This window comes from Shimia sp., from assembly GCF_049116215.1.
Lineage (GTDB): Bacteria > Pseudomonadota > Alphaproteobacteria > Rhodobacterales > Rhodobacteraceae > Shimia.
Genome location: NZ_JAGDZB010000003.1, coordinates 472,386 through 493,543 on the forward strand (window position 1 = coordinate 472,386; position 21,158 = coordinate 493,543).

Sequence of the window (21,158 nt, forward strand, 5' to 3'; positions counted from 1 at the left end):
ATTTTATGACCTAATAAATTGCTTATATAGGAAAGACCGTCCAGCGAGGGGAGCGCAAGATGAGTATCCAGAAGGTATCTTTGAATGACCGATTGGACCTGACCAAAGACAAGGTGATGCTCAATGGCACACAGGCTTTGGTGCGGTTGATGCTGATGCAAAAGGCGCGAGATACCGAGGCTGGGCTCAATACCGCCGGCTATGTGACCGGGTATCGTGGATCACCGCTGGGCGCCGTGGACAGTCAGATGATGCGCGCGGAAAAAGAACTCACTGCGCATGACGTGTTGTTTCAGACCGGATTGAATGAAGACCTTGCGGCAACGCAGCTGTGGGGCAGTCAGCAAGCGGAGCTGCGCGGCGAGGGCAAGTTTGATGGCGTCTTTGGCCTGTGGTACGGCAAGGGGCCAGGGGTGGACCGCACGGGTGACGTGATGCGCCATGCCAATATGGCAGGCACCAGCCCCAACGGCGGTGTGCTAATGGCGATGGGTGATGACCACACCGGGGAAAGCTCCACGGTGCTGCATCAGTCCGAGTGGGCGCTGGTGGATGCCTATATGCCGGTTGTCTCGCCTGCAGGTGTGCAGGAGGTTATGGACTATGGGCTTTATGGATTGGCGCTGAGCCGGTTTGCTGGTGTTTGGGTTGGCCTAAAAACCATGAAGGACACCATTGAAGCCACGGCGGTGGTGAATGGGGACCCACATCGGTTGGAGTTTGTGACGCCGGAGTTTGATATGCCGGAAGGCGGGCTGAACATTCGCCTGCACGACACGCCGCACGCGCAAGAAGCGCGGATGATTGACCACAAACGCTTTGCTGCCGAAGCTTTCTCGCGCGCCAATAAGATGGACAAGCGTGTTTGGGGCAAACCGGGTGCCAAGATTGGCTTTGTGGCCGCTGGCAAGAACTGGCTCGACCTAGTGCACGCCATGGACCTGCTGGGCATTGATGAAGGCGAGGCGGAGCGGCTTGGTATCACCACCTATAAGGTGGGACAGACCTTCCCGCTGGACATGACTTCTTTTAGCGAATGGGCCGAGGGACTTGATCTAATTGTTGTGGTCGAAGAAAAGCGCAAGCTGATCGAGGTGCAGATCAAAGAGGCGATCTTTGACGACCGGCGTGGGCGGCGTGTCTACGGCTGGTACAAAGGTGGTCACGGCAGTATGGGGCGCGAAGAGCTGTTCCCAACGCGGGGCGCGCTGGACCCGATCATGATTGCCGAGAAGCTGGGCGACATTCTGGTCGAGGAAGGCCGGGGCACCGATGCGGTGAAGGCCGGAATGAACACCTTGAAAGAGGCGCAGCGGGCGGACAATGCCGAGGATATTGCGGTACGCACACCGTGGTTCTGTTCTGGCTGTCCGCACAACACGTCCACCAAAGTGCCGGAAGGCAGCCGAGCTTATGCCGGGATTGGCTGCCATTACATGGTGCAGTGGATGGACCGCGAGACCACAGGCTTTACCCATATGGGCGGCGAGGGTGCCAACTGGATTGGCGAGGCGCCGTTTAGCAAGACCAAACATGTGTTCCAGAACCTGGGCGATGGCACCTACAACCACTCCGGGGTGCAGGCAATTCGCGCAGCTTTGGCGGCGGAAACCAACATCACCTACAAAATCCTGTTCAATGACGCGGTGGCGATGACCGGTGGGCAGGCCAATGATGGGGGCTTGAGCCCGCAAAAGATTGCTGACGAGGTGCGGGCCATGGGCGTGCAGCATGTGGCGGTGGTCTATGACGAGAAAGAGGATGTTGATCGGTCGGTGTTCCCGGCAGACATTACCTTCCATGAACGCGCTGAGTTGATGAGTGTCGAGAAGAAATTCCGCGAAATCAGCGGCGTAAGCTGCATTGTTTATGTGCAAACCTGTGCCAGTGAAAAGCGGCGCCGGCGCAAGCGGGGGCAGTTTCCGGATCCGGATCGTCGGGTGTTTATCAACACCGACATTTGTGAAGGCTGTGGCGATTGTGGGGTGCAATCCAACTGTATTTCGATTGAGCCAGCCGAGACCGAACTGGGCCGTAAGCGCAAGATCAACCAGTCAAGCTGTAACAAGGACTTCAGCTGTCTGAACGGGTTCTGTCCGAGTTTTGTGACCGTGGAGGGCGCGAAGATCCGTAAAGGTGCGACGGCGGCGCTGGAACTGCCACCGATGGCAATGCCGGAGATCAAGCAAATTGACGGCACCCATAATGTCGTGATCACCGGGGTTGGTGGTACAGGTGTGGTGACCATTGGCGCGATCTTGTCTCAGGCGGCGCAGATTGACGGCAAGGCGGCTGGTATGATGGAAATGGCTGGTCTCGCGCAGAAGGGCGGCGCGGTGCATATCCATTGCCGGGTGGCCGAAACGCCGGAGGCGATCAGCGCTGTGCGTGTGGCCACAGGTGAGTGTGATGCGCTGATTGGGGGCGATCTGGTGGTGAGTGCCGGGGCGAAGACCTTGGGACTGACATCTGAAGGCCGGACTGGAGCTGTGGTGAACAGCCATGAGATCATCACAGGCAGCTTTACGCAGGACACCGAATTTAAGCTGCCTTCTGGTCGTTTGGAGATCGCCTTGCAGGCGCGGTTGCGTGACAGGCTGTCGTTGTTTGATGCGTCGGAGCTGGCGCGGGTTGTGATGGGAGATGCAATTTTCTCCAACATGATGGTGTTTGGTGCGGGCTGGCAGAAAGGGCTTGTCCCGATCAGTCACGAGGCGATTGTCAGCGCGATTGAATTGAATGGCGCGGCGGTGGAGAAAAACCTGCGAGCGTTTGAGATTGGCCGATGGGCGGTGCTGTATCCAGAGCAAGCGGCGGACATGTTGGCGCCAAAAGTGGTGCAGATGCCCAAAACTCTGGACGAGAAGGTTGCCTTCCGTGCGGAGCATCTGGTGAAGTATCAGGGCCATGGACTGGCCAAGAAATACCTTAAGCTGGTGAACAGCGTGACGGACGCTCGGTTAAAAAAGGCTGTGGCCTTGGGGTACCATAAGCTGTTGTCTTATAAGGACGAATATGAGGTGGCGCGACTGCATCTGGAGACGCGGGCAAAGGCTGAGGAGGTCTTTGAGGGCAACTTTGAGATGAAGGTGCATTTGTCGCCGCCGCTGCTCGCGAAAGAGGGGCCAAACGGGCGTCCGCTTAAGACCGAGTATGGCGCGGGCATGATGCGTTTGTTCCCGGTTTTGGCTAAGTTGAAAGGGGTGCGTGGAACCCCGCTTGATCCGTTTGCACGCCATCCTGAGCGCAAAATGGAGCGGGCGTTGATTGCGCAATATGAGGCTGACATGGCCAAAGTGATCGCACAAAACGGTGAGGCAGCGTCTGACGCGGCAGTGGCGCTGGCAGAATTGCCGTTGCAGATTAAAGGCTTTGGTCCGGTGAAGGTGGAGAATGAAGCCAAGGCTGCGAAGCGTCGTGAAGAGTTGCTGGAAGCGTTGCAGCGCGGTGATGCGGTGCAGGCTGCGGCTGAATAAGCGCCGCGTTTTTTAAATGGGAAAACAAGAAAGCCTGCCTGTTTCGGGCAGGCTTTTTGGTTTTGGGATGCGATAGCTTGACGCTACGGAAGGGGGTTAAAATTCCTTCGTAAATCTGTCATATGACGGCGGTGTTTCTACGACTCGAGAGTTTCTATGACCTACGCGATCCACAATGCCCGTGACATCAGCTACGCCTATGCGGCCGAAACTCGCAGCGGCAAAGCGATGATCCGCATGCTGGAAAACTCCACCGGCCGATTGAAGTTGATCAGACGGGCTGCGGGGTATGAGGACGAAGTAGCCGCCGGGCGAGACTTCTGGGAGGTCATGCGCGAACGCTATGGGTTAACGCTTGATGTGATTGGCGGATCTCTCAACAATATCCCCAAAACCGGGCCGGTGGTGATGATTGCCAACCATCCATATGGGATTTTGGATGGGCTGATGATGGGTTACATGCTGAGCAAGACGCGCGGCGATTTCCGACTTATGGCGCATCAGGTGTTCCGCAAGGCGCAGGACATGGAAAAGGTGATCCTGCCGGTGAGCTTTGATGAAGACCGGGAAGCGGTGAAGCTGAACCTGCGTACGCGGAAAGTCTCACTGGATTACCTCAAGCAGGGCGGCGCGATTGGGATTTTCCCTGGCGGCACGGTGTCGACCGCAGACAAGCCGTTTGGGCGTCCGTTTGATCCGTATTGGCGTGGGTTCACAGCGCGGATGATCGCCAAATCCGAAGCGGCGGTGGTGCCGGTGTTTTTTGACGGTCAGACAAGCCGTTTGTTCCAGGTGGCGAGCCATTTGCATTACACCCTGCGCATGGGCTTCTTGATCCGCGAATTCAAAAAGCGCGTGGACACACCGGTGCGCGTGGTGATTGGCGAGCCTGTTGAGCAAGGTGCGATCCAAAGCCGCGCCAGTGACACCTGGGATCTCATGGACTTCCTGCGGGAACGCACCTATTCTTTGTCTCCTAAGCCGATCCGTAAAATGGGATACGGCTTTGAGTTTGAAGAAAAACATAAGCTTGACGGCCAGAAGGCTGCAAACAGGTAATCGAGGTGTGTCGTGGCAGTTGGACTCTTTGACAGTGGTTTGGGTGGCCTGACGGTTTATGATGCGGTGAGCAAGCGCTTGCCGGATGTGCCGTTGGTGTATTTTGGCGACAATGCCCATGCACCCTACGGCGTGCGCGATGCCGATGATGTGTATAATCTGACCACCGCCGCTGTGGAGCGGATGTGGGACGCGGGCTGTGATCTGGTGATCCTGGCCTGTAACACCGCCAGCGCGGCGGCGTTGCGTCGGATGCAGGAGAGCTGGATCCCAAACGACAAGCGCGTGCTGGGGGTGTTTGTGCCCTTGATTGAGGCGTTGACCGAGCGCAGCTGGGGCGACAACTCGCCGCCGCGTGAGGTTGAGGTCAAACATGTAGCGTTGTTTGCCACCCCTGCGACGGTGGCGAGCCGGGCATTTCAGCGAGAGTTGGCGTTTCGGGCAATTGGTGTAGACGTTGAGGCGCAGGCCTGTGGCGGCGTGGTGGATGCCATTGAAGACGGCGACATGATCCTGGCTGAGGCGTTGGTGCGCTCTCATGTGGATGCGTTGAAGCGCAAGATGCCAGAGCCGCAGGCGGCGATTTTGGGCTGCACACATTACCCCATTATGCATGACGCGTTTCAGAACGCTTTGGGCGCGGATGTAAATGTGTATAGTCAGGCCAATCTGGTTGCAGATTCGTTGGCAGACTATTTGGAGCGGCACCCCAAAATGATTGGGCTAGGCACAGACAATTTGTTCCTGACCACGGGCGATCCTCGCAAAGTGAGCGATCGTGCGACCCAGTTTTTGCGACGACAAATCACCTTCCAAGCCGCCTAAGCTGCGGCGTGGGGGCGCAGGCTCTCGCATTTCTCACCACACATCACTATTTACCCCGCAAGTGACGGGGATGGTCGCGCGAATGCTGTGGCCAAACGAAGGGAAGAGGTCGACAACATGACCCATAAAATCGCAATTCTTGGCGCCAGCGGCTACACCGGAGCAGAGCTTGTGCGTTTGATCGCCACCCATCCCAGCATGGACATTGTTGCCCTGTCCGCAGATCGTAAGGCGGGACTGGAAATGGCAGCTGTGTTCCCGCATCTGCGGCACCTGACTCTGCCGACTCTGTGCAAGATTGAAGAGATTGATTTTGCCAATGTTGACCTGTGTTTCTGTGCCCTGCCGCACGCCACATCTCAGCGTTTTATCAAGGCGTTGCCGTCTGATGTTAAGGTGGTTGATCTGAGCGCGGATTTCCGGCTGCGCGATCCTGAGGAATACGCCAAATGGTATGGCGGGCAACATGATGCGCTCGAAATCCAGAAAGAGGCTGTCTACGGCCTGACCGAGTTCTATCGCGAAGACATCAAAGCGGCGCGGGTTGTGGCCGGGACCGGCTGTAACGCGGCAACCGGACTTTTTGCGCTCAAACCGCTGATTGAGGCGGATGTGATTGACCTTGATCAAATCATTCTTGATCTGAAATGTGCAGTGTCCGGCGCAGGGCGGTCCTTGAAAGAGAATCTCCTGCACGCGGAGCTGAGCGAAGGCAACCATGCCTATGCAATTGGCGGCACACACCGGCATCTGGGAGAGTTCGATCAGGAGTTCTCCAAAGTGGCTGGACGCGAGGTGAAAGTGCAATTCACCCCGCATTTGGTGCCAGCCAACCGGGGCATTCTGGCGACCGTGTATGTGCAGGGTAACGCAGAGGTGATCCATGCCACGTTGGCAAAAGCCTATGCTGAGGAACCTTTCATCAAGGTGCTGCCTTTTGGCGAAGCGCCGAGCACGCGGCATGTACGTGGCTCCAACTTCTGCCATATCGGTGTGACCGGCGACCGGATCGACGGGCGGGCCATTGTGATTGCGGCGTTGGACAACCTGACCAAAGGGTCCAGTGGCCAGGCGTTGCAGAACGCCAACCTGATGTTGGGAGAAGAAGAGACCGCTGGCCTGATGCTGGCGCCTTGTTTCCCGTAAATTGCGCGCAAGCGCTGGAGAGGAAAAATGAAGAGCCTCAAGAAGCAACGCCGGGTTCAGGTGATCATCCTGACCTTCGTAGCCCTGATTATCTCTACGGCCCTGATCGGTTGGGCCATGCAGGACGGGATCAACTATTTCCGCTCGCCCACTCAGGTGGCGGAAGAGCCGCCTGCGGCCAGTGAGACGTTCCGCATTGGCGGTTTGGTGGAAGAGGGCACATTGGTGCGTGGTGACGGAGAGACCGTGCGGTTTTCTGTGACTGACGGCGGGGCCTCCATTCCGGTAACTTTCACTGGCGTGCTGCCAGACTTGTTCAAAGAGAACGAGGGTATGATTGGCACCGGGAAATATATCGACGGCGTGTTTGTGGCCTCTGAAATTCTGGCGAAACACGACGAGACCTATATGCCCAAAGAGGTGGTCGACGCGCTGAAAGAGCAGGGCGTTTATGTCGAGCCTGACGCGGAGAGCTAAGGTTCTGCCTCCAAGATGAAATTGACCCCGTGGGCTGTGAAGCCTGCGGGGTTTTTCTTTGCGCAACGGCCAGCGTGCGCTGAGGTGGCGGCGGTTTAACGGAGGGGACGGCAGCCTGTATGAGGAGGCACATAGGAGGTTGAGATGTTGGACGTTCGACAAGTGGCAAAAGAGATTGTGGCGCGCGAAGGCGGGTTTGTGAATGATCCGGATGATCCGGGCGGGGCGACCAATCTGGGCGTGACGCTGGCCACCGCGCGCCGGTTGGGGTTGGACAAAGACGGGGACGGCGATGTGGATGTGGCGGATGTGAAGCAGCTGACGCCGGCGGATGCAGAGGCGGTGTATCTGCGGCACTATTTTGAAGGTCCTAAGGTGGATCGCTTGCCCACAGTTTTGCAGGCGTCGGTGTTTGACATGTATGTCAACGCAGGCAGCAATGCGGTGAAAATCTTGCAGCGTTTGCTGGGGCAGATGGGGCAGCAGGTGACTGTGGACGGCAAAATTGGGCCTCAGACCATTGCCGCAAGCAAAGTGGCGGCGGGCATGGCGCCGGATCATTTGGCAGATGCTTATGGGGTGGCACGGCGGAATTATTATTTTCGATTGGCGGACCTGCGGCCAAAGTCGCGTAAATATGCGCGCTCTCGAGCCGGAAAAAAAGGGGGATGGATCAAGCGAGCGGAGGAGTTCATCTCGCCGCGCTATCACCTGACGCAACAGGAATTTGAGAAGCGGGTGGCATCATGGGGATGATCGAGCGGTTGTTGTCCTTTGTGTTTGGCGGTGGGCGCAATGTGATCAAGGAAACCGCCGAGGTGTTTCGGGAGAACGCGGAAGCCGGTGCGCGGCGGGCGCAGGATGTACAGATCGCGGCGATGCAAGGGCATGCAGCAGAGTTTCGGGTGCAGGATCGGGGGCGGTTTGATCGAGTGATGGATGCAGTGAATCGCCTGCCGCGTCCGGCTATGGCCCTGGGCTGTTTGGCGCTGTTTCTCAGTGCCATGGTGGACCCGGTGTGGTTTGCGGCGCGGATGAGTGGGATTGCCCTGGTACCGGAGCCGCTGTGGTGGTTGTTGGGGGTGGTGGTGAGCTTCTATTTTGGCGCGAGACATCAGGCCAAAGGTCAGGAATTTCAGCGCTCTATGTCGGAGAACTTAGCAAGGGTTTCCGAGGTTGTTGACACGATTGAAACCTTGGAATCTTCCCATCGTCCTAAGGACCCATCCCCTATGGAGGAGGGTTCGAATCCGGTTCTTGCTGATTGGCGCAAACGGTCCGGTGGGGGCGCGACAAAGTGATCATTTTGCGGGGTCGATTTGCGTTGGCCCCGTCTGCGCGTCGGCGTATACAGTTGGCATGATAGTTGAGCTCGGCCATTTCGCACTGATCCTAGCCGCCGTCACCGCAGTGGTGCAGGCAATTATTCCTCTTATTGGCGCGCAGATGCGTTGGCCCGGCTGGATGGCCGTGGCGGAACCGGCGGCAGGGCTACAATTCCTGTTCACCTCGTTCAGCTTTGCCGCGCTGACCTATGCCTTTGTGACCTCGGATTTCTCAGTGGCACTGGTGATGGGGAACTCACACACTTTGAAACCGATGATCTATAAGGTCAGCGGTGTTTGGGGCAACCACGAGGGATCCATGTTGCTGTGGGTTCTGATTCTAACGCTGTTTGGCGCATGTTTGGCCTGGTTTGGCGGCAATCTACCACCGGGTATTCGGTCTCGCGCGCTTGCGATCCAAGGTGCTGTGGCTGTGGCGTTTTTCGCCTTCATCCTGTTCACCTCAAACCCGTTTGAGCGCGTGGACGCGGTGCCGTTTGACGGTCGCGATCTGAACCCGCTGTTGCAGGACGTGGGTCTCGCCTTGCACCCACCATTTTTGTACCTCGGCTATGTTGGTCTCTCGATGGCGTTCTCTTTTGCCATTGCGGCGCTGATTGAAGGCCGTGTGGATGCGGCCTGGGGCCGTTGGGTGCGGCCTTGGACCTTGGCGGCGTGGGTGTTTTTGACCATTGGCATCGCGCTGGGGTCGTGGTGGGCCTATTACGAGCTTGGTTGGGGCGGTTTCTGGTTCTGGGATCCGGTGGAAAACGCGTCCTTTATGCCTTGGCTTCTAGCAGCAGCCTTGCTGCACTCTGCGATTGTGGTGGAAAAGCGGGAGAGCTTGAAGAGCTGGACCATTCTGCTGGCGATTATGGCGTTTAGCTTCTCGCTGATTGGGACGTTCATTGTGCGCTCCGGCGTGATCACCTCTGTGCATGCCTTTGCCAATGACCCGGAACGTGGTGTGTTTATCCTTGGGATTTTGGTGTTCTTCACCGGTGGTGCGCTGACCTTGTTTGCGGCGCGGGCTGGCGAAATGGAAGCCAAAGGGGTGTTTGGCGTGGTCAGCCGCGAAAGTGCGTTGGTGCTCAACAATATCCTGCTCGCGGTGGCCTGTTTTGTGGTGTTCATTGGCACGATCTGGCCGCTGGTCAGTGAGATGTTCTTTGAGCGTAAACTTAGCGTGGGCGCACCGTTCTTCAACATGGCCTTTACCCCATTTATGGTGCTCCTTGGTTTGATCCTGCCGGTTGGTGCGATGTTGCCGTGGAAACGGGCAAAGCTTGGCAAAGTGGTGAAACCTCTGGTGCCTGCCTTTGTCTTGGCGATTGCGCTTGGTGGTCTGGCATGGACCATTCAGGGTGGTCGCTCGCTGCTGGGGCCTGTGGGCTTATTCCTTGGAGCGTGGTTGTTGATGGGGGCCGTTATTGACCTGATGTCACGCACGGGACGCGGCGCATTGAGTGATCGGATTGCACGCTTGTCTCGATTGCCACGGGCGGACTGGGGCAAGGCTGTGGCGCATGCGGGCTTTGGTGTGACCATCTTTGGCATCGCGGGTCTGATGGCCTGGGAGCAAGAGGACATTCGCGTGGCGCAGCTTGGCCAGCCTTATATGGTGGGCGCGTATGAAATCACGCTGGAAGGTGTGCGGGAAACCGAGGGGCCAAACTACTTGACCACCATGGCGGACATCCGTGTGCGTAAAGACGGCAAAGACGTGACCATTCTGCATCCGGAAAAGCGCGTGTATCCTGTTGCAGCGATGCCAACCACTGAGGCGGCGATTGACTATCGTATCCTGCGCGATGTGTATCTGGCGATTGGCGACGCACAGCCAGGTGGTGCCTATACGGTGCGGACCTATATTAAACCTCTGACCAACTGGATTTGGTTTGGATCCTTCCTTATGTCTCTTGGTGGATTGTTGAGCCTGACTGACCGTCGCTACCGTATGGCGGCGGGTGCGCGCAAAGCGCCGGCAGGTGGTGTGCCAGCGGAGTGAGAGACATGATGACAACGCTGAAAACTTGGGGCGCGGCAATTTTTGTCGCGCTGATGCTGGCAGGGCCAAGCGCGGCTGTGCAGCCGGATGAGATCTTGGATGATCCTGTGCTTGAAGAACGGGCGCGGGAGATTTCCAAAGATTTACGGTGCCTTGTCTGTCGTAACGAGAGTATTGACGACAGCAATGCCCAATTGGCCAAAGATCTGCGGGTATTGGTGCGGGAACGGTTGGTAGAAGGTGACAACAACGAAGAGGTCATCGACTTTGTTGTTGATCGCTACGGCGAATACGTCTTGCTGCGTCCGCGTACCAGTGGCACCAATATCGTGCTGTATGGCGCTGGACCGGCGATGTTGCTGATCGCACTGATTGTCGGTTTTGGCTACACACGGCGCCGTTCCACAGCCCGCACGCCAACGGAACGTCAATTGAGCGACGAGGAAGAAGCGCGGCTTCAGGAAATCCTCAAGGAATGACGTCGGGTCCCGCTTGGAGCACAAGCGTTGGGATGCGATGACGGGGCAGGACGCGGAGAGGGACCCTATGGACTATCAAACAATTACCTATGATGTGACCGATGGTGTGGCCACGGTGACGTTGAACCTGCCGGACACGCTCAACGCGATGACGCAGCAGATGCGCGCGGAAGTGGCTGATGCGGTGACCGCAGCCGGGGCAGAAGCGCGGGTGCTGGTGTTGACCGGAGCTGGTAAAGCGTTTTGTTCCGGGCAGGACTTGGGTGACAGCTCCAGCGCGGCGAGCATGGATCTGGAGCGCACGCTGCGTGACGAATACATGCCGATGATCCGCGCTATTCGTGAGTGTCCGATCCCGACGATCAGCGCGGTGAACGGTGCAGCCGCAGGGGCAGGGGCCAACCTTGCGCTGGCCGCCGATGTGGTGATTGCCAAAGAGAGCGCCTATTTCATGCAGGCGTTTTCGCGCATTGGCCTGATGCCGGATGCGGGTGGCACCTATGAGCTGCCCAAAGCCATGGGCGCGGCCAAGGCGATGGGCGCAGCTTTGTTTGCGGATAAGATCAGCGCGCGTCAGGCAGATGACTGGGGGATGATTTGGGAAGCCGTGGCGGATGACGCCTATGAGGCCACAGTGAAGAAGCGCGCGGCGCATCTCGCGAGTGGGCCAACGCTGGCGTACAAGCAGATCAAAAAGGCCATCCAAGAAAGCTATGGCAACGACTGGACCGCGCAGATGGAACAGGAAGCCAAGCGTCAGGGCAAGCTGGGCAAGACCCGGGACTTCCAGGAAGGTGTTGTGGCGTTTCTGGAGAAGCGCCCCGCAAAATACGAGGGGCGCTAAGTCCCTTACCGATCGTTCAGCCGCTTTAACAGGGCCAGCGCTTCGGGCGTTGGCCTTTGTTCTATGCGGCGATAGACCCGTCCGTCGATGGTGCGCTCGCAAAGCTTGTGGTCAATCAGGGACCGGCGCAGCAAGACGTGGTCGTCAAAGTTGAGGCCGGACTTTAGGATTTGATTGACGTCTTTCTCGGTCATGTCTTTGTGCGCCGGCATCCGCGCCCAGAAGGTCCAGAGACACAGGCCTTGCACCTTGGTCCATTTGGGCCAGCGGAACATGCGGCCTGTCTCATCAAACACGCGCAGAGCACGTTTGAGGGCCAACTCGTCTAACGCAGTTTCGTCGGCCGGTTTGGCGGCCTTCAGATGTTGGTGGTTCTGAAACCCAGCAGCCTTGGCCACAAGTGCCAACATGGCGGCGTGACCGGGCAGTTTGTCTTGTTTAGACAAAGACTTGCGCAGGGTTTTGGTGAAAGCCGAGACGTCGGCTACATAAAGAGGGATCACGTCTTGTGACATGAGGGCATCCTTTTGATGTCGTGCATCCCGGAACCGGGGTCGATGGCCGCCCTTGTCGACGGCACGTGCAAAAGCATGCTGTCGAAGATGTCTCGCAGGTTTAGCAAAGTCAGTGTGACCGGCGGCGCCTGGGTGAACTGCGGACCCATGGCGCCGTTGATAGTCTAGCTGTGCGTGCGGCGCAAGCGGCGCATTGAGCGGGCTTAGATGCCAGTCAGCACGACATCGTCGAGCGTGACTGCCCCGGCTGCGCCGCGTAGCACCACCATGGCCTGACCATCGACCACCAGTTCTGCATGGCCATCGTCGGTGTTGCGGATCTCGATCACCGGATCTTCCTCACTCGGACCGGAGTGTTGATAGCTCAGCACATCCTCTGACGCGTCAAAGTCAGTGATAATGGCCGGGCTGTCCGGTGTGATCCAAGTTGCTGCCTGGAAGGTGTCGCTGCCTTCATTGCCCGACACCGTATCGTCGGTGCCGACCCGAATGGTGTCGTCGCCCGCGCCGCCTTTGATGACGTCACCATCCTCGGAGACCGGCGCGAAGCCAAAGTCGAGTGGAATATTGCCTCGATAGGCATCAGGGTCATCCAGCGCGTCCAGGAATTCGCTGGAGCCGAACAGGGCGGTGCCATCGATAAAGTCGTCGCCGTCGTTGCCTTTGATGGTGTCGATGCCATGGCTGCCGACAAGGAAGTCATCGCCATCGCCGCCGCTGATGAAGTCATCTCCGGAGAAACCGTGAATGATGTCGTTGCCGCCGCTGCCGCGCAGGGAGTCGACGTTGTCGCTGCCCACTAGAATGTCGGCACCATTGCCGCCGCTCAATGTGTCTCCATTTGCATCGGCATATTGCACCGTGGTTTCGACTCCATTGAGAATTTGGAGCTGGGTATCACCTTCGTCTTGTCCCGCGGAAAATTCACAGGTCCGGACTTCTTCTGTAAAATAAGGGCCAACTTCGCCTGCGACCCGTACCACTAGCTTGCCATTAGAATAGACAAGTGTATCGCCGTCCTGACTTTCGGTGGTGATGCTTGGTGGGTCCTCGCCTTCGGGATAGTACACCCAAAGCGTGTCCTGCGTTTCGTCAAAGTCGGTCACAAGCGGGACGTTGTCTTCGTCTTCAACCCAATGGCCCACTTCAAAGTGGTCGGCGCCGGCGCCTCCGACGGCGGTGTCACCTTCGCCCATAAGCAGGCAGTCATCACCCGCGCCGCCATCCAGTAGGTTGGCCTCGTCTTCCGTCGGGGCTTCGAAAACAAGCGGGCTGCTTGGATCATCTGGCGTGTAGCGGTCGGCAATTTCCATATCTCGGTTGTGAATATTCGCGCCAACCAACTCGTCATCGCCACCGCCGCCATAGAGCGAGTCGTTGCCGCCGGCACCCAGAAGCGTGTCGCTGCCTGCGCCGCCATGCAGTTCGTCATCACCCTCGCTGCCAAAAAGGCTGTCGTTTCCGGCTTGGCCCATCAGCGTGTCATCCCCGGCTCCGCCCAGGATGTAATCGACGCCAGCTTGCCCTTGAAGGTTGTCGTTACCACCTTCCCCCGAAAGGATGTCTGGGCCATCCGTCGCTCGGATGTCATCAGAATTGTCGCTGCCTTCCAGAAGCAGGCCTTCTTCTCCGGCCCGCGAAATAGGCCGCGAGGTGACGTCATTGTCACCGTCTTCGGTGTCATCAGAGCCGCCGAAATCTGCAAAGGCGGCGAGGCCCATGCCTGCAAGTAACAAACCCAAAAATAGCATCTGGTCTCTCCTCATCACGCACAATGCCTATGCGTGTATGGAATTTGTGTTGAATGATGGGATGTGCCCTGCGGGAAATCCCCCTGGCCTGGGCCGTTTGTCGCCCGTCAGGTGTAAAAATACGCGCGTTCTACGCGTTCCCATCGGCTCCTGCGCCATGTTGCAGGGAGCTTGGCTTAAACACGTCATGCGTGTCAATAAATTGAACTGTATTTGAGCTGGATTGGGCGCAATCAACCGTGGCGCTGCTTATTGTTTCGAAACGGGCTTCGATGGAAAGCAAAACCGCGCCCGGGTTCTGTTGGGCGCGGTTGCATGTTCAAGGTGAGTCGTTTGACAGGTGTGGTTCGAACGACCGGAACAAGGGCGCAGTGCAGGCGGGATCACCCAAGTACAAATGTTACGTCTGAGGCTTCAAAACCGTCAGCAGCACCGGAGAGGCGTGCCATAATCACATCGTTCGCCAAAACGTGGGTTTCATCGCCAACACGTTCAACTGTGATCGTCGGGAGTGGCTCGTCGCCGGGCAAGATAATGGAAACCACGTCTTCGTCCGGGTCAAAGTCGGTGATAAACGGCGCGTTCTCTTCCACCCAATGCCCGATGTGGAAGCTGTCGTTACCTTCGCCGCCGGTTCCGGTGTCATATGCGCCGAGGAAAAGATTGTCGTTACCGGCACCACCGTTGAGCGTGTCCGCCTCTTCCGGCTCCGTTGGGTCTTGAATTACAAATTCCGTTTCGGGCTCACGGTCAAGATAGCTGTCAGCAACTTCCGGGTCGCGGTTTGTCACGTCTGCACCGTAGATCCAGTCGTCGCCGCTGCCACCCTCAAGCGTGTCTTCGCCGGTGTAGCCGTAGAGCGTGTCGCTGCCACTGTCGCCATAAACCGCATCGTCACCTTCGCCGCCAGTCATGTAGTCGTCGCCCGCGCCTCCAAAGAGCACGTCATCACCCTCGCTACCGTAGAGGCCGTCGTCGCCATCCTGTCCGCGCAGAGTGTCATTGCCGTCTTTGCCATCCAGCAGGTCGGGGCCGGGGGTGCCTGTCAGATCGTTGTTGGAGTCGCCGCCTTCAAGCAAAATGCCGATGCCGCCGTCCTCGGATATGATGTCGGTCGTGGTTGTGTCGTCCACCGGCTGGGTGTCATTGGCAAAACCGGTGGGTGTGCTTTCGTCGTTGGAGTCGTCGCCACCGCCGGAAAAACTACTGGCTGCCAGCCCCATAAACAAAAGACCCAAAATCCACATCACTCATCTCCAAATTGTGGCGTCAAAGACATCCGCCAAAACACAAATATTGGAGGTCAGGCCAGGTATGCCGTCTGGGAGAGGCAATCAGGTCCAGCAGAAAATGCTGTTATGTGGCGCTGGTCAAAACCGTCCAATTCGTCGAAATTCGGATGTATGTTTGCACGTTAAACGTGTTTGAAATTGGGCGAGTCCAATGGCAATTGAGACAATTTTATGATGAATTGCATTGCGCAAAAAAAATGCGCCGGAGAAAGCTCCGGCGCATTTGAATGTGTCAGAAACGCCTGATTTAGCGGTTTTCAATATCGGTGTAGGAACGCACGTCTTCACCAAGGTACAGCTGACGTGGGCGGCCAATTTTGTGGGCTGGATCGGACAGCTGTTCTTTCCACTGCGAAATCCAGCCAACGGTGCGCGACATCGCAAAGATTGGCGTGAACATCGAGGTTGGGAAGCCCATCGCCTCAAGAATGATGCCGGAGTAGAAGTCCACGTTCGGGAACAGCTTCTTCTCTTTGAAGTACGGGTCGCTCAGCGCGATGCGCTCCAGCTCAGACGCCACTTGCAACAGTGGGTTGTCTTCAACACCGAGCAGCTCCAGCACTTCGTCCGCGGACTGTTTCATCACGGTCGCGCGGGGGTCCATGTTTTTGTAAACACGGTGACCAAAGCCCATCAGACGGAACGGATCGTTCTTGTCTTTGGCCCGCTCGATGAATTCCGGGATGCGATCCACGGAGCCAATCTCTTTCAGCATTTCCAGGCAAGCTTGGTTTGCGCCACCATGGGCCGGGCCCCAGAGGCAGGCGATGCCAGCTGCAATACAGGCAAACGGGTTTGCGCCGGAAGAGGACGCCAGACGCACTGTGGAGGTCGAGGCGTTTTGCTCGTGGTCCGCGTGCAGCGTGAAGATACGGTCCATGGCTCGGGACAGGATCGGGTTCACTTCGTAATCTTCAGCTGGCACGGCAAAGCACATGCGCAGGAAGTTGGAGGCGTAGTCCAGATCGTTGCGTGGCGACACAAACGGCTGACCAATGGTGTACTTATAGGCCATGGCAGCGATGGTTGGCATCTTCGCGATCAGACGGTGAGAGGCGATCTCACGCTGGCGCGGGTCGTTGATGTCGGTGCTGTCGTGGTAGAAAGCGGACATGGCGCCAACAACACCCACCATAATTGCCATTGGGTGCGCGTCACGGCGGAAACCACGGAAGAACGTGGTCATCTGCTCGTGCAGCATGGTGTGACGGGTGATGGTGGTTTCGAACTCTTCCAGCTCGGCTGCGGTTGGCAGGGCGCCATAAAGCAACAGATAGCAGACTTCGAGGTAGTGAGATTTGCCCGCCAGATCCCCAATTGGGTAGCCGCGGTGAGTCAGGATGCCTTCTTCACCGTCAATATAGGTGATGGTGGATTCACAGGAGGCGGTGGAGGTGAAACCTGGGTCATAGGTGAACACACCAGCCTGACCGTAGAGTTTGCGGATGTCGAGCACATCCGGACCGCATGTAGGAGAGTGGATTGGCAACTCGTAAGACGCGCCGTCAATCGTAAGTGTTGCGGTTTTTTGGGCCTCGGACATGGCAGTTTTCCTTCCTATGTAGCCGGGGACGCGGATCGCCCCGGCGCGTTGTGTCTGCGACGTCTTAAGGCCCGGTAAACAGGCTTTATTCCGTCACGTCATCTTTGGCGGCGTCAGTCAGACGCGCGAGAGATTCCTCGCGTCCCAGCACAAGCATCATGTCAAAGACGCTTGGGGTCGCAGCCCGGCCAGCCAGCGCCGCCCGAAGCGGGCCCGCCATCTTGCCGAACTTGATTTCATTGGCTTCGCAGTAGCTGCTCGTTACAGCCTCAAGCCCTTCACGCGTCCAGCTAGCATTTTGCAGCTGCGGCGTCAAATCATTCAGTATACCACGGGATACTGAATCGAGATTTTTGGCAGCCTTGGCCTCGACGTCGATTGGACGCGCAGTCAAAGCAAAGTGAGCCTTTTCAAGGAGATCGGGGAAAGTCTTCGCGCGATCTTTGAGGCAGTAAAGTGCATCCCGTAGTAATACGGTCTGGGCGTCGGTCAACGCTGGCTGGCCTGCGGCTTCAAGATAGCTCACAATCTCTTGCAGCAATGCAGCATCGTCACTCACGGCGTTGTGTTGGCCGCAGATGTTCTCCAGTTTCTTGGTGTCAAAGCGGGCCGGGCTTTTGCCAATGCCATCGAGATCAAACCAGTCTTTGGCCTGCGCGTCGGTGAAAAACTCGTCATCGCCATGGCTCCAACCAAGACGCGCGAGGTAGTTGCGCATACCGGCAGCGGGGTAGCCCATGGCCTGGTATTCTTGTGCGCCAAGGGCGCCGTGACGTTTGGAGAGCTTTTTGCCGTCTGCACCGTGGATCAGTGGGATGTGCGCGTAAACCGGCAGATCCCAACCCATAGCGGTGTAAATCATCATTTGGCGTGCCGCGTTGTTGAGGTGATCATCCCCGCGGATCACATGGGTCACGCCCATATCATGGTCATCTACAACAACTGCCAACATGTAGACCGGTGTGCCATCGGACCGTAACAGGATCATGTCATCCAGTTGATCGTTGCGAATGGTCACATCGCCCTGCACCTGATCGCGGATCACAGTTTCACCGTCACGTGGGGCTTTGATGCGGATCACGTATGGTGCGTCTGGGTGGCTTGCGGCATCGGCGTCACGCCATGGGCTGCGGTAGTGGGTTGATTTGCCAGCGGCGCGGGCTTCGTCGCGGAAGGCGGCAATTTCGTCCTGTGTGGCGAAACACTTGTAGGCTTTGCCTTCTTCCAACAATTGTAGTGCGACCTCGGCATGGCGTTTGGCACCCTCAAATTGGCTCACGACGTCGCCGTCGTGATCCAAGCCCAGCCAGTTCAAGCCTTGTAGAATGGCTGTGGTGGCCTCTGGTGTGGAGCGCTCGCGATCGGTGTCTTCGATGCGCAGCAGAAATTTTCCGCCGCGCCCACGGGCATAGAGCCAGTTGAACAGCGCCGTACGTGCGCCGCCGATGTGCAGATAACCGGTGGGCGATGGGGCAAAACGGGTGACGACCTGGCCTGTCATAGCGGGCTTAACCTTTCAGTAACCATTGGGGTTCTAGCGTTGATGCACTGTCTAGCGACACGGGTAAGAGAGGACAAGGCTTGCGCGTCGTCACGTCTCTGCGCCAATCCCTTTTGCATCAACGCGGGCATCTGCTTTGCTGGGTGCCGGTGTGTTTGGGGCTTGGGATCGGGATTTATTTTGCGCTGCCGGTGGAGCCCGCCGTTGCGGTGTTGGTTGGGATCGGGCTGATTTCCTTGGCATTTGCACGCTTGACGATTGGTCAGGAGGCCGATGTTGCGGCGTGCTTTTGGCTTTTGGCGTTGGTTCTGGCCGGGGTGAGTATCGCTGGTGCGCGAGCCCATCGCGTGGCAGGGCCGGTTCTTGACTTTCGATACTATGGTGCAATTGAAGGGCGGATCATTGCCATCGATCGGTCTGCCTCTGATGCGGTACGATTGACTTTGGAAGATGTGCGGTTGGGCCGGGTTGCACCGGAGAACACACCGAAGCGGGTGCGGGTATCGCTGCATGGAGATCACGTCGGAACAGCGCCTACACCCGGAAAATTGATTGGAACCACAGGACATTTGTCACCGCCGTCTGGTCCGGTTGAGCCGGGTGGGTTTGATTTTCAGCGCCACGCCTGGTTCAAGCAAATTGGGGCTGTGGGCTATACCCGTGTCCCGGTGCTTGCCTTGACTCCACAAGAGAACAACGGCGGGATTTATGGTTTTCGCATTCGGTTGTCCGCAGCCATCCCAGCCCGCATGGCCCCGGATGTGGCCGGGTTTGCGGCGGCGGTGACCACCGGAGACCGCAGCGGGATTTCTGAGGCGGTCACTGAGTCGCTGAGGGGTGCCAACCTGGCGCATTTGCTAGCGATTTCAGGTCTGCATATGGGGTTGCTGGCCGGGTTTGTTTTTGGCGCAGTGCGGTTTTGTATTGCGTTGGTGCCTTCGGTGGCGTTGCGGGTGAATGGCAAAAAGATCGCTGCCTGCATCTCTTTTGCAGCGGCGACTGTCTATTTGTTGCTGTCTGGTGGCGCTATTTCAACCGAGCGGGCCTATATAATGACCGTTGTGGTGTTACTGGCGGTGTTGCTCGACCGAAGGGCGTTGACTTTGCGGGCGGTGGCCATGGCGGCCATTGTTGTCTTGGTGCTGCAACCAGAGGCATTGATGGGGCCGGGGTTTCAGATGTCTTTTGCGGCGACTGCGGCGCTGGTCGGTGTGTTTGGCTGGTTGCGGGATAGGAAATGGCAAATGGGTCCAAAATGGCTGCGCCCGGTGTCAGCCGTGGTGGTGTCTTCGCTGGTGGCAGGGCTGGCGACCGCGCCGTTTGCCGCGATGCATTTCAACCACGTGGCGCATTACGGCTTGTTGGCCAACGTGCTTTCTGTGCCGGTCATGGGCGTTTTGGTGGTGCCCGCGGCTGTGATTGCTGCGGTTCTGGCGCCTTTGGGTCTTGAGGCGGTCCCGCTGTGGGCCATGGAGCAGGGGCTGCGGTGGATTTTGACCGTCGCTACCCTTGTCAGCGGTCTGGATGGTGCGCGCGGCACTGTACCAAGTGGTGGCGCCTGGGTGCTGCCATTGATTGCGATTGGCGGGCTGTGGTTGCTTTTGTGGCGGGGCGCTGCGCGACTTGCCGGAATTGCGGTAGTGGGGGCCGGGTTCTGGCTGTGGAGCGCGGTAAACCGACCAGATGTTTTGATCTCTGATACCGGTGGTTTGGTCGGCGTGATGACGCCGCAAGGGCGCGCTCTGTCCAAAGCAAAAGGCCAAGGATTTGTCGCAGAGAACTGGTTAGAGAATGACGGCAGTCAGCACGACCAGCCTGGGGCAGCGAGTTTGTGGCCTGGGGGCGAAAGTCGTATGCCGTTTATCGAACTGGCCGGAGGTGGACGGTTGATTCACGTGCAGGGCAAGACCGGCAAGGCGCTTTTTGACGGCTGTGCGCCGGAGGATATTGTTGTGTTTTCAACGGCTATTGACGGGCAGTTGCCGTGTGAAACGCTGGACGTAAAGGACCTAGAGGCGCTTGGATCGGTGGCCCTGCGATTTGACGGGGCGGCGCCTTTACGCAAAACGGCCCGCGAGGTGGCGGGCCGTCGGTTGTGGAATGATGCAGAGATGCGGGGTCAGTAGGTGCGGATCAGTCCGACCAGTTTGCCTTGCACTTTGACCTTGTCCTCGGGGTAAACGCGGGTCTCATAAGCCGGGTTGGCAGCCTCAAGCGCGATCGAGCTGCCATTGTGGTGGAACTTCTTCAGGGTGGCTTCCTGATCCTCCACCAGCGCCACCACGATGTCGCCGTTGTCCGCCGTGGTGGTTTCCGAAAGGATCACCACATCGCCGTTGTTGATGCCCGCGTCGATCATGGAATCGCCTTTGACTTCAAGCGCATAGTGGTTTTTCCCTACGGAGAGCATCTGGCCTGGAACCGTGATATGATGGTCCACGTGGCTGATGGCCTCGATGGGTACACCTGCGGCGATTTTTCCCATCACAGGAAGCTCCCGTGCGAAGTTTTTGACTTCTTCAGGCGTGACATTGGCAGGCTGCGCCGGGGATGGATGCGGCCCGTCGATCACTTTTGGATTGAAGCCCGCCGTTGGCGCGGACGGTGCGCCGCCCATACTTTCGGGAAGCTTTACAATCTCAATCGCGCGGGCGCGGTGGGCGAGGCGGCGGATAAAGCCACGTTCTTCCAGTGCGGTGATCAGGCGGTGAATGCCAGATTTGGAGCGCAAATCCAGCGCGTCTTTCATTTCGTCAAAGCTGGGTGGCACCCCGTCTTTTTGCAGACGGGTGTGAATGAATTCCAGCAGGTCTAGTTGCTTTTTGGTGAGCATGCTCGAGGACCCCTAAATAGAGTGTGTCTTCCCCTCGTTCTACGCATGTTCTTGTTTTGTGTCAAAACTTTTATAGAACATAGC

The 21,158-nt window shown here is 57.7% G+C and carries 17 protein-coding genes; 11 read left to right on the forward strand and 6 right to left on the reverse strand.

Translation table 11 applies throughout. The features are described 5' to 3' along the window. The first annotated feature begins 59 nt into the window (after positions 1-59). From JXR15_RS10920 to JXR15_RS10965, 10 genes are all read left to right on the forward strand, one after another. A complete protein-coding gene (locus tag JXR15_RS10920; RefSeq protein ID WP_422053255.1) occupies positions 60-3,476 on the forward strand; it encodes an indolepyruvate ferredoxin oxidoreductase family protein in 3,417 nt (1,138 codons plus the stop codon). A gap of 156 nt (positions 3,477-3,632) precedes the next feature. Then, the gene (locus tag JXR15_RS10925; protein ID WP_422053256.1) at positions 3,633-4,535 is read left to right on the forward strand and encodes a lysophospholipid acyltransferase family protein; all 903 of its coding nucleotides are present in this window, start codon (positions 3,633-3,635) and stop codon (positions 4,533-4,535) included. A 12-nt stretch (positions 4,536-4,547) separates the two neighbouring features. Continuing rightward, positions 4,548-5,360: a glutamate racemase gene (locus JXR15_RS10930; protein WP_422053257.1), complete on the forward strand. Its 813-nt coding sequence runs from the start codon at positions 4,548-4,550 to the stop codon at positions 5,358-5,360. A 117-nt stretch (positions 5,361-5,477) separates the two neighbouring features. Further along, positions 5,478-6,506, forward strand: coding sequence for an N-acetyl-gamma-glutamyl-phosphate reductase (gene argC, locus JXR15_RS10935; protein WP_422053258.1), 1,029 nt, complete (start codon positions 5,478-5,480; stop codon positions 6,504-6,506). Between the two features lie 27 nt (positions 6,507-6,533). Next, the gene (gene ccmE / locus JXR15_RS10940; protein ID WP_422053259.1) at positions 6,534-6,983 is read left to right on the forward strand and encodes a cytochrome c maturation protein CcmE; all 450 of its coding nucleotides are present in this window, start codon (positions 6,534-6,536) and stop codon (positions 6,981-6,983) included. Between the two features lie 144 nt (positions 6,984-7,127). Continuing rightward, positions 7,128-7,739: a holin-associated N-acetylmuramidase gene (locus JXR15_RS10945; RefSeq protein WP_422053260.1), complete on the forward strand. Its 612-nt coding sequence runs from the start codon at positions 7,128-7,130 to the stop codon at positions 7,737-7,739. After that, positions 7,730-8,284, forward strand: a complete 555-nt coding sequence (locus JXR15_RS10950; RefSeq protein WP_422053261.1) for a holin family protein — start codon at positions 7,730-7,732, stop codon at positions 8,282-8,284. Before JXR15_RS10945 ends, JXR15_RS10950 begins: the two co-directional genes overlap by 10 nt. A gap of 58 nt (positions 8,285-8,342) precedes the next feature. Next, positions 8,343-10,316: a heme lyase CcmF/NrfE family subunit gene (locus JXR15_RS10955; protein ID WP_422053262.1), complete on the forward strand. Its 1,974-nt coding sequence runs from the start codon at positions 8,343-8,345 to the stop codon at positions 10,314-10,316. A gap of 8 nt (positions 10,317-10,324) precedes the next feature. Continuing rightward, positions 10,325-10,795, forward strand: coding sequence for a cytochrome c-type biogenesis protein (locus tag JXR15_RS10960; RefSeq protein WP_422053263.1), 471 nt, complete (start codon positions 10,325-10,327; stop codon positions 10,793-10,795). Between the two features lie 67 nt (positions 10,796-10,862). Further along, complete coding sequence (locus JXR15_RS10965; RefSeq protein WP_422053264.1) at positions 10,863-11,639, forward strand: enoyl-CoA hydratase-related protein; 777 nt, start codon at positions 10,863-10,865, stop codon at positions 11,637-11,639. A gap of 5 nt (positions 11,640-11,644) precedes the next feature. Here JXR15_RS10965 and JXR15_RS10970 read toward each other — a convergent pair whose 3' ends face one another. The 5 genes from JXR15_RS10970 to gltX all read right to left on the reverse strand — a co-directional run bounded on the left by JXR15_RS10970 (position 11,645) and on the right by gltX (position 18,241). Then, a complete protein-coding gene (locus tag JXR15_RS10970; protein WP_422053265.1) occupies positions 11,645-12,154 on the reverse strand; it encodes a DUF2087 domain-containing protein in 510 nt (169 codons plus the stop codon). Positions 12,155-12,357: 203 nt separating this feature from the next. Continuing rightward, positions 12,358-13,905, reverse strand: a complete 1,548-nt coding sequence (locus JXR15_RS10975; RefSeq protein WP_422053266.1) for a calcium-binding protein — start codon at positions 13,903-13,905, stop codon at positions 12,358-12,360. Positions 13,906-14,288: 383 nt separating this feature from the next. Continuing rightward, positions 14,289-15,152 carry a calcium-binding protein gene (locus JXR15_RS10980; RefSeq protein WP_422053267.1) on the reverse strand — a complete coding sequence of 288 codons (864 nt, stop codon included), beginning with the start codon at positions 15,150-15,152 and terminating at the stop codon, positions 14,289-14,291. A gap of 292 nt (positions 15,153-15,444) precedes the next feature. Continuing rightward, positions 15,445-16,740 carry a citrate synthase gene (gene gltA / locus JXR15_RS10985; protein WP_422053268.1) on the reverse strand — a complete coding sequence of 432 codons (1,296 nt, stop codon included), beginning with the start codon at positions 16,738-16,740 and terminating at the stop codon, positions 15,445-15,447. An 85-nt stretch (positions 16,741-16,825) separates the two neighbouring features. Further along, on the reverse strand, positions 16,826-18,241 hold the full coding sequence (gltX, locus tag JXR15_RS10990; protein WP_422053269.1) for a glutamate--tRNA ligase: 1,416 nt from the start codon (positions 18,239-18,241) through the stop codon (positions 16,826-16,828). Between the two features lie 80 nt (positions 18,242-18,321). Between gltX and JXR15_RS10995 the strand changes: the two genes are divergently transcribed. Beyond that, the gene (locus JXR15_RS10995; protein ID WP_422053270.1) at positions 18,322-20,367 is read left to right on the forward strand and encodes a ComEC/Rec2 family competence protein; all 2,046 of its coding nucleotides are present in this window, start codon (positions 18,322-18,324) and stop codon (positions 20,365-20,367) included. Here JXR15_RS10995 and lexA read toward each other — a convergent pair. Then, positions 20,361-21,074 (reverse strand): transcriptional repressor LexA, encoded by a 714-nt coding sequence (lexA, locus tag JXR15_RS11000; RefSeq protein ID WP_422053271.1) that lies wholly within the window; start codon positions 21,072-21,074, stop codon positions 20,361-20,363. The two genes, JXR15_RS10995 and lexA, sit on opposite strands and share 7 nt — an antisense overlap. Between the last annotated feature and the right edge of the window lie 84 nt (positions 21,075-21,158).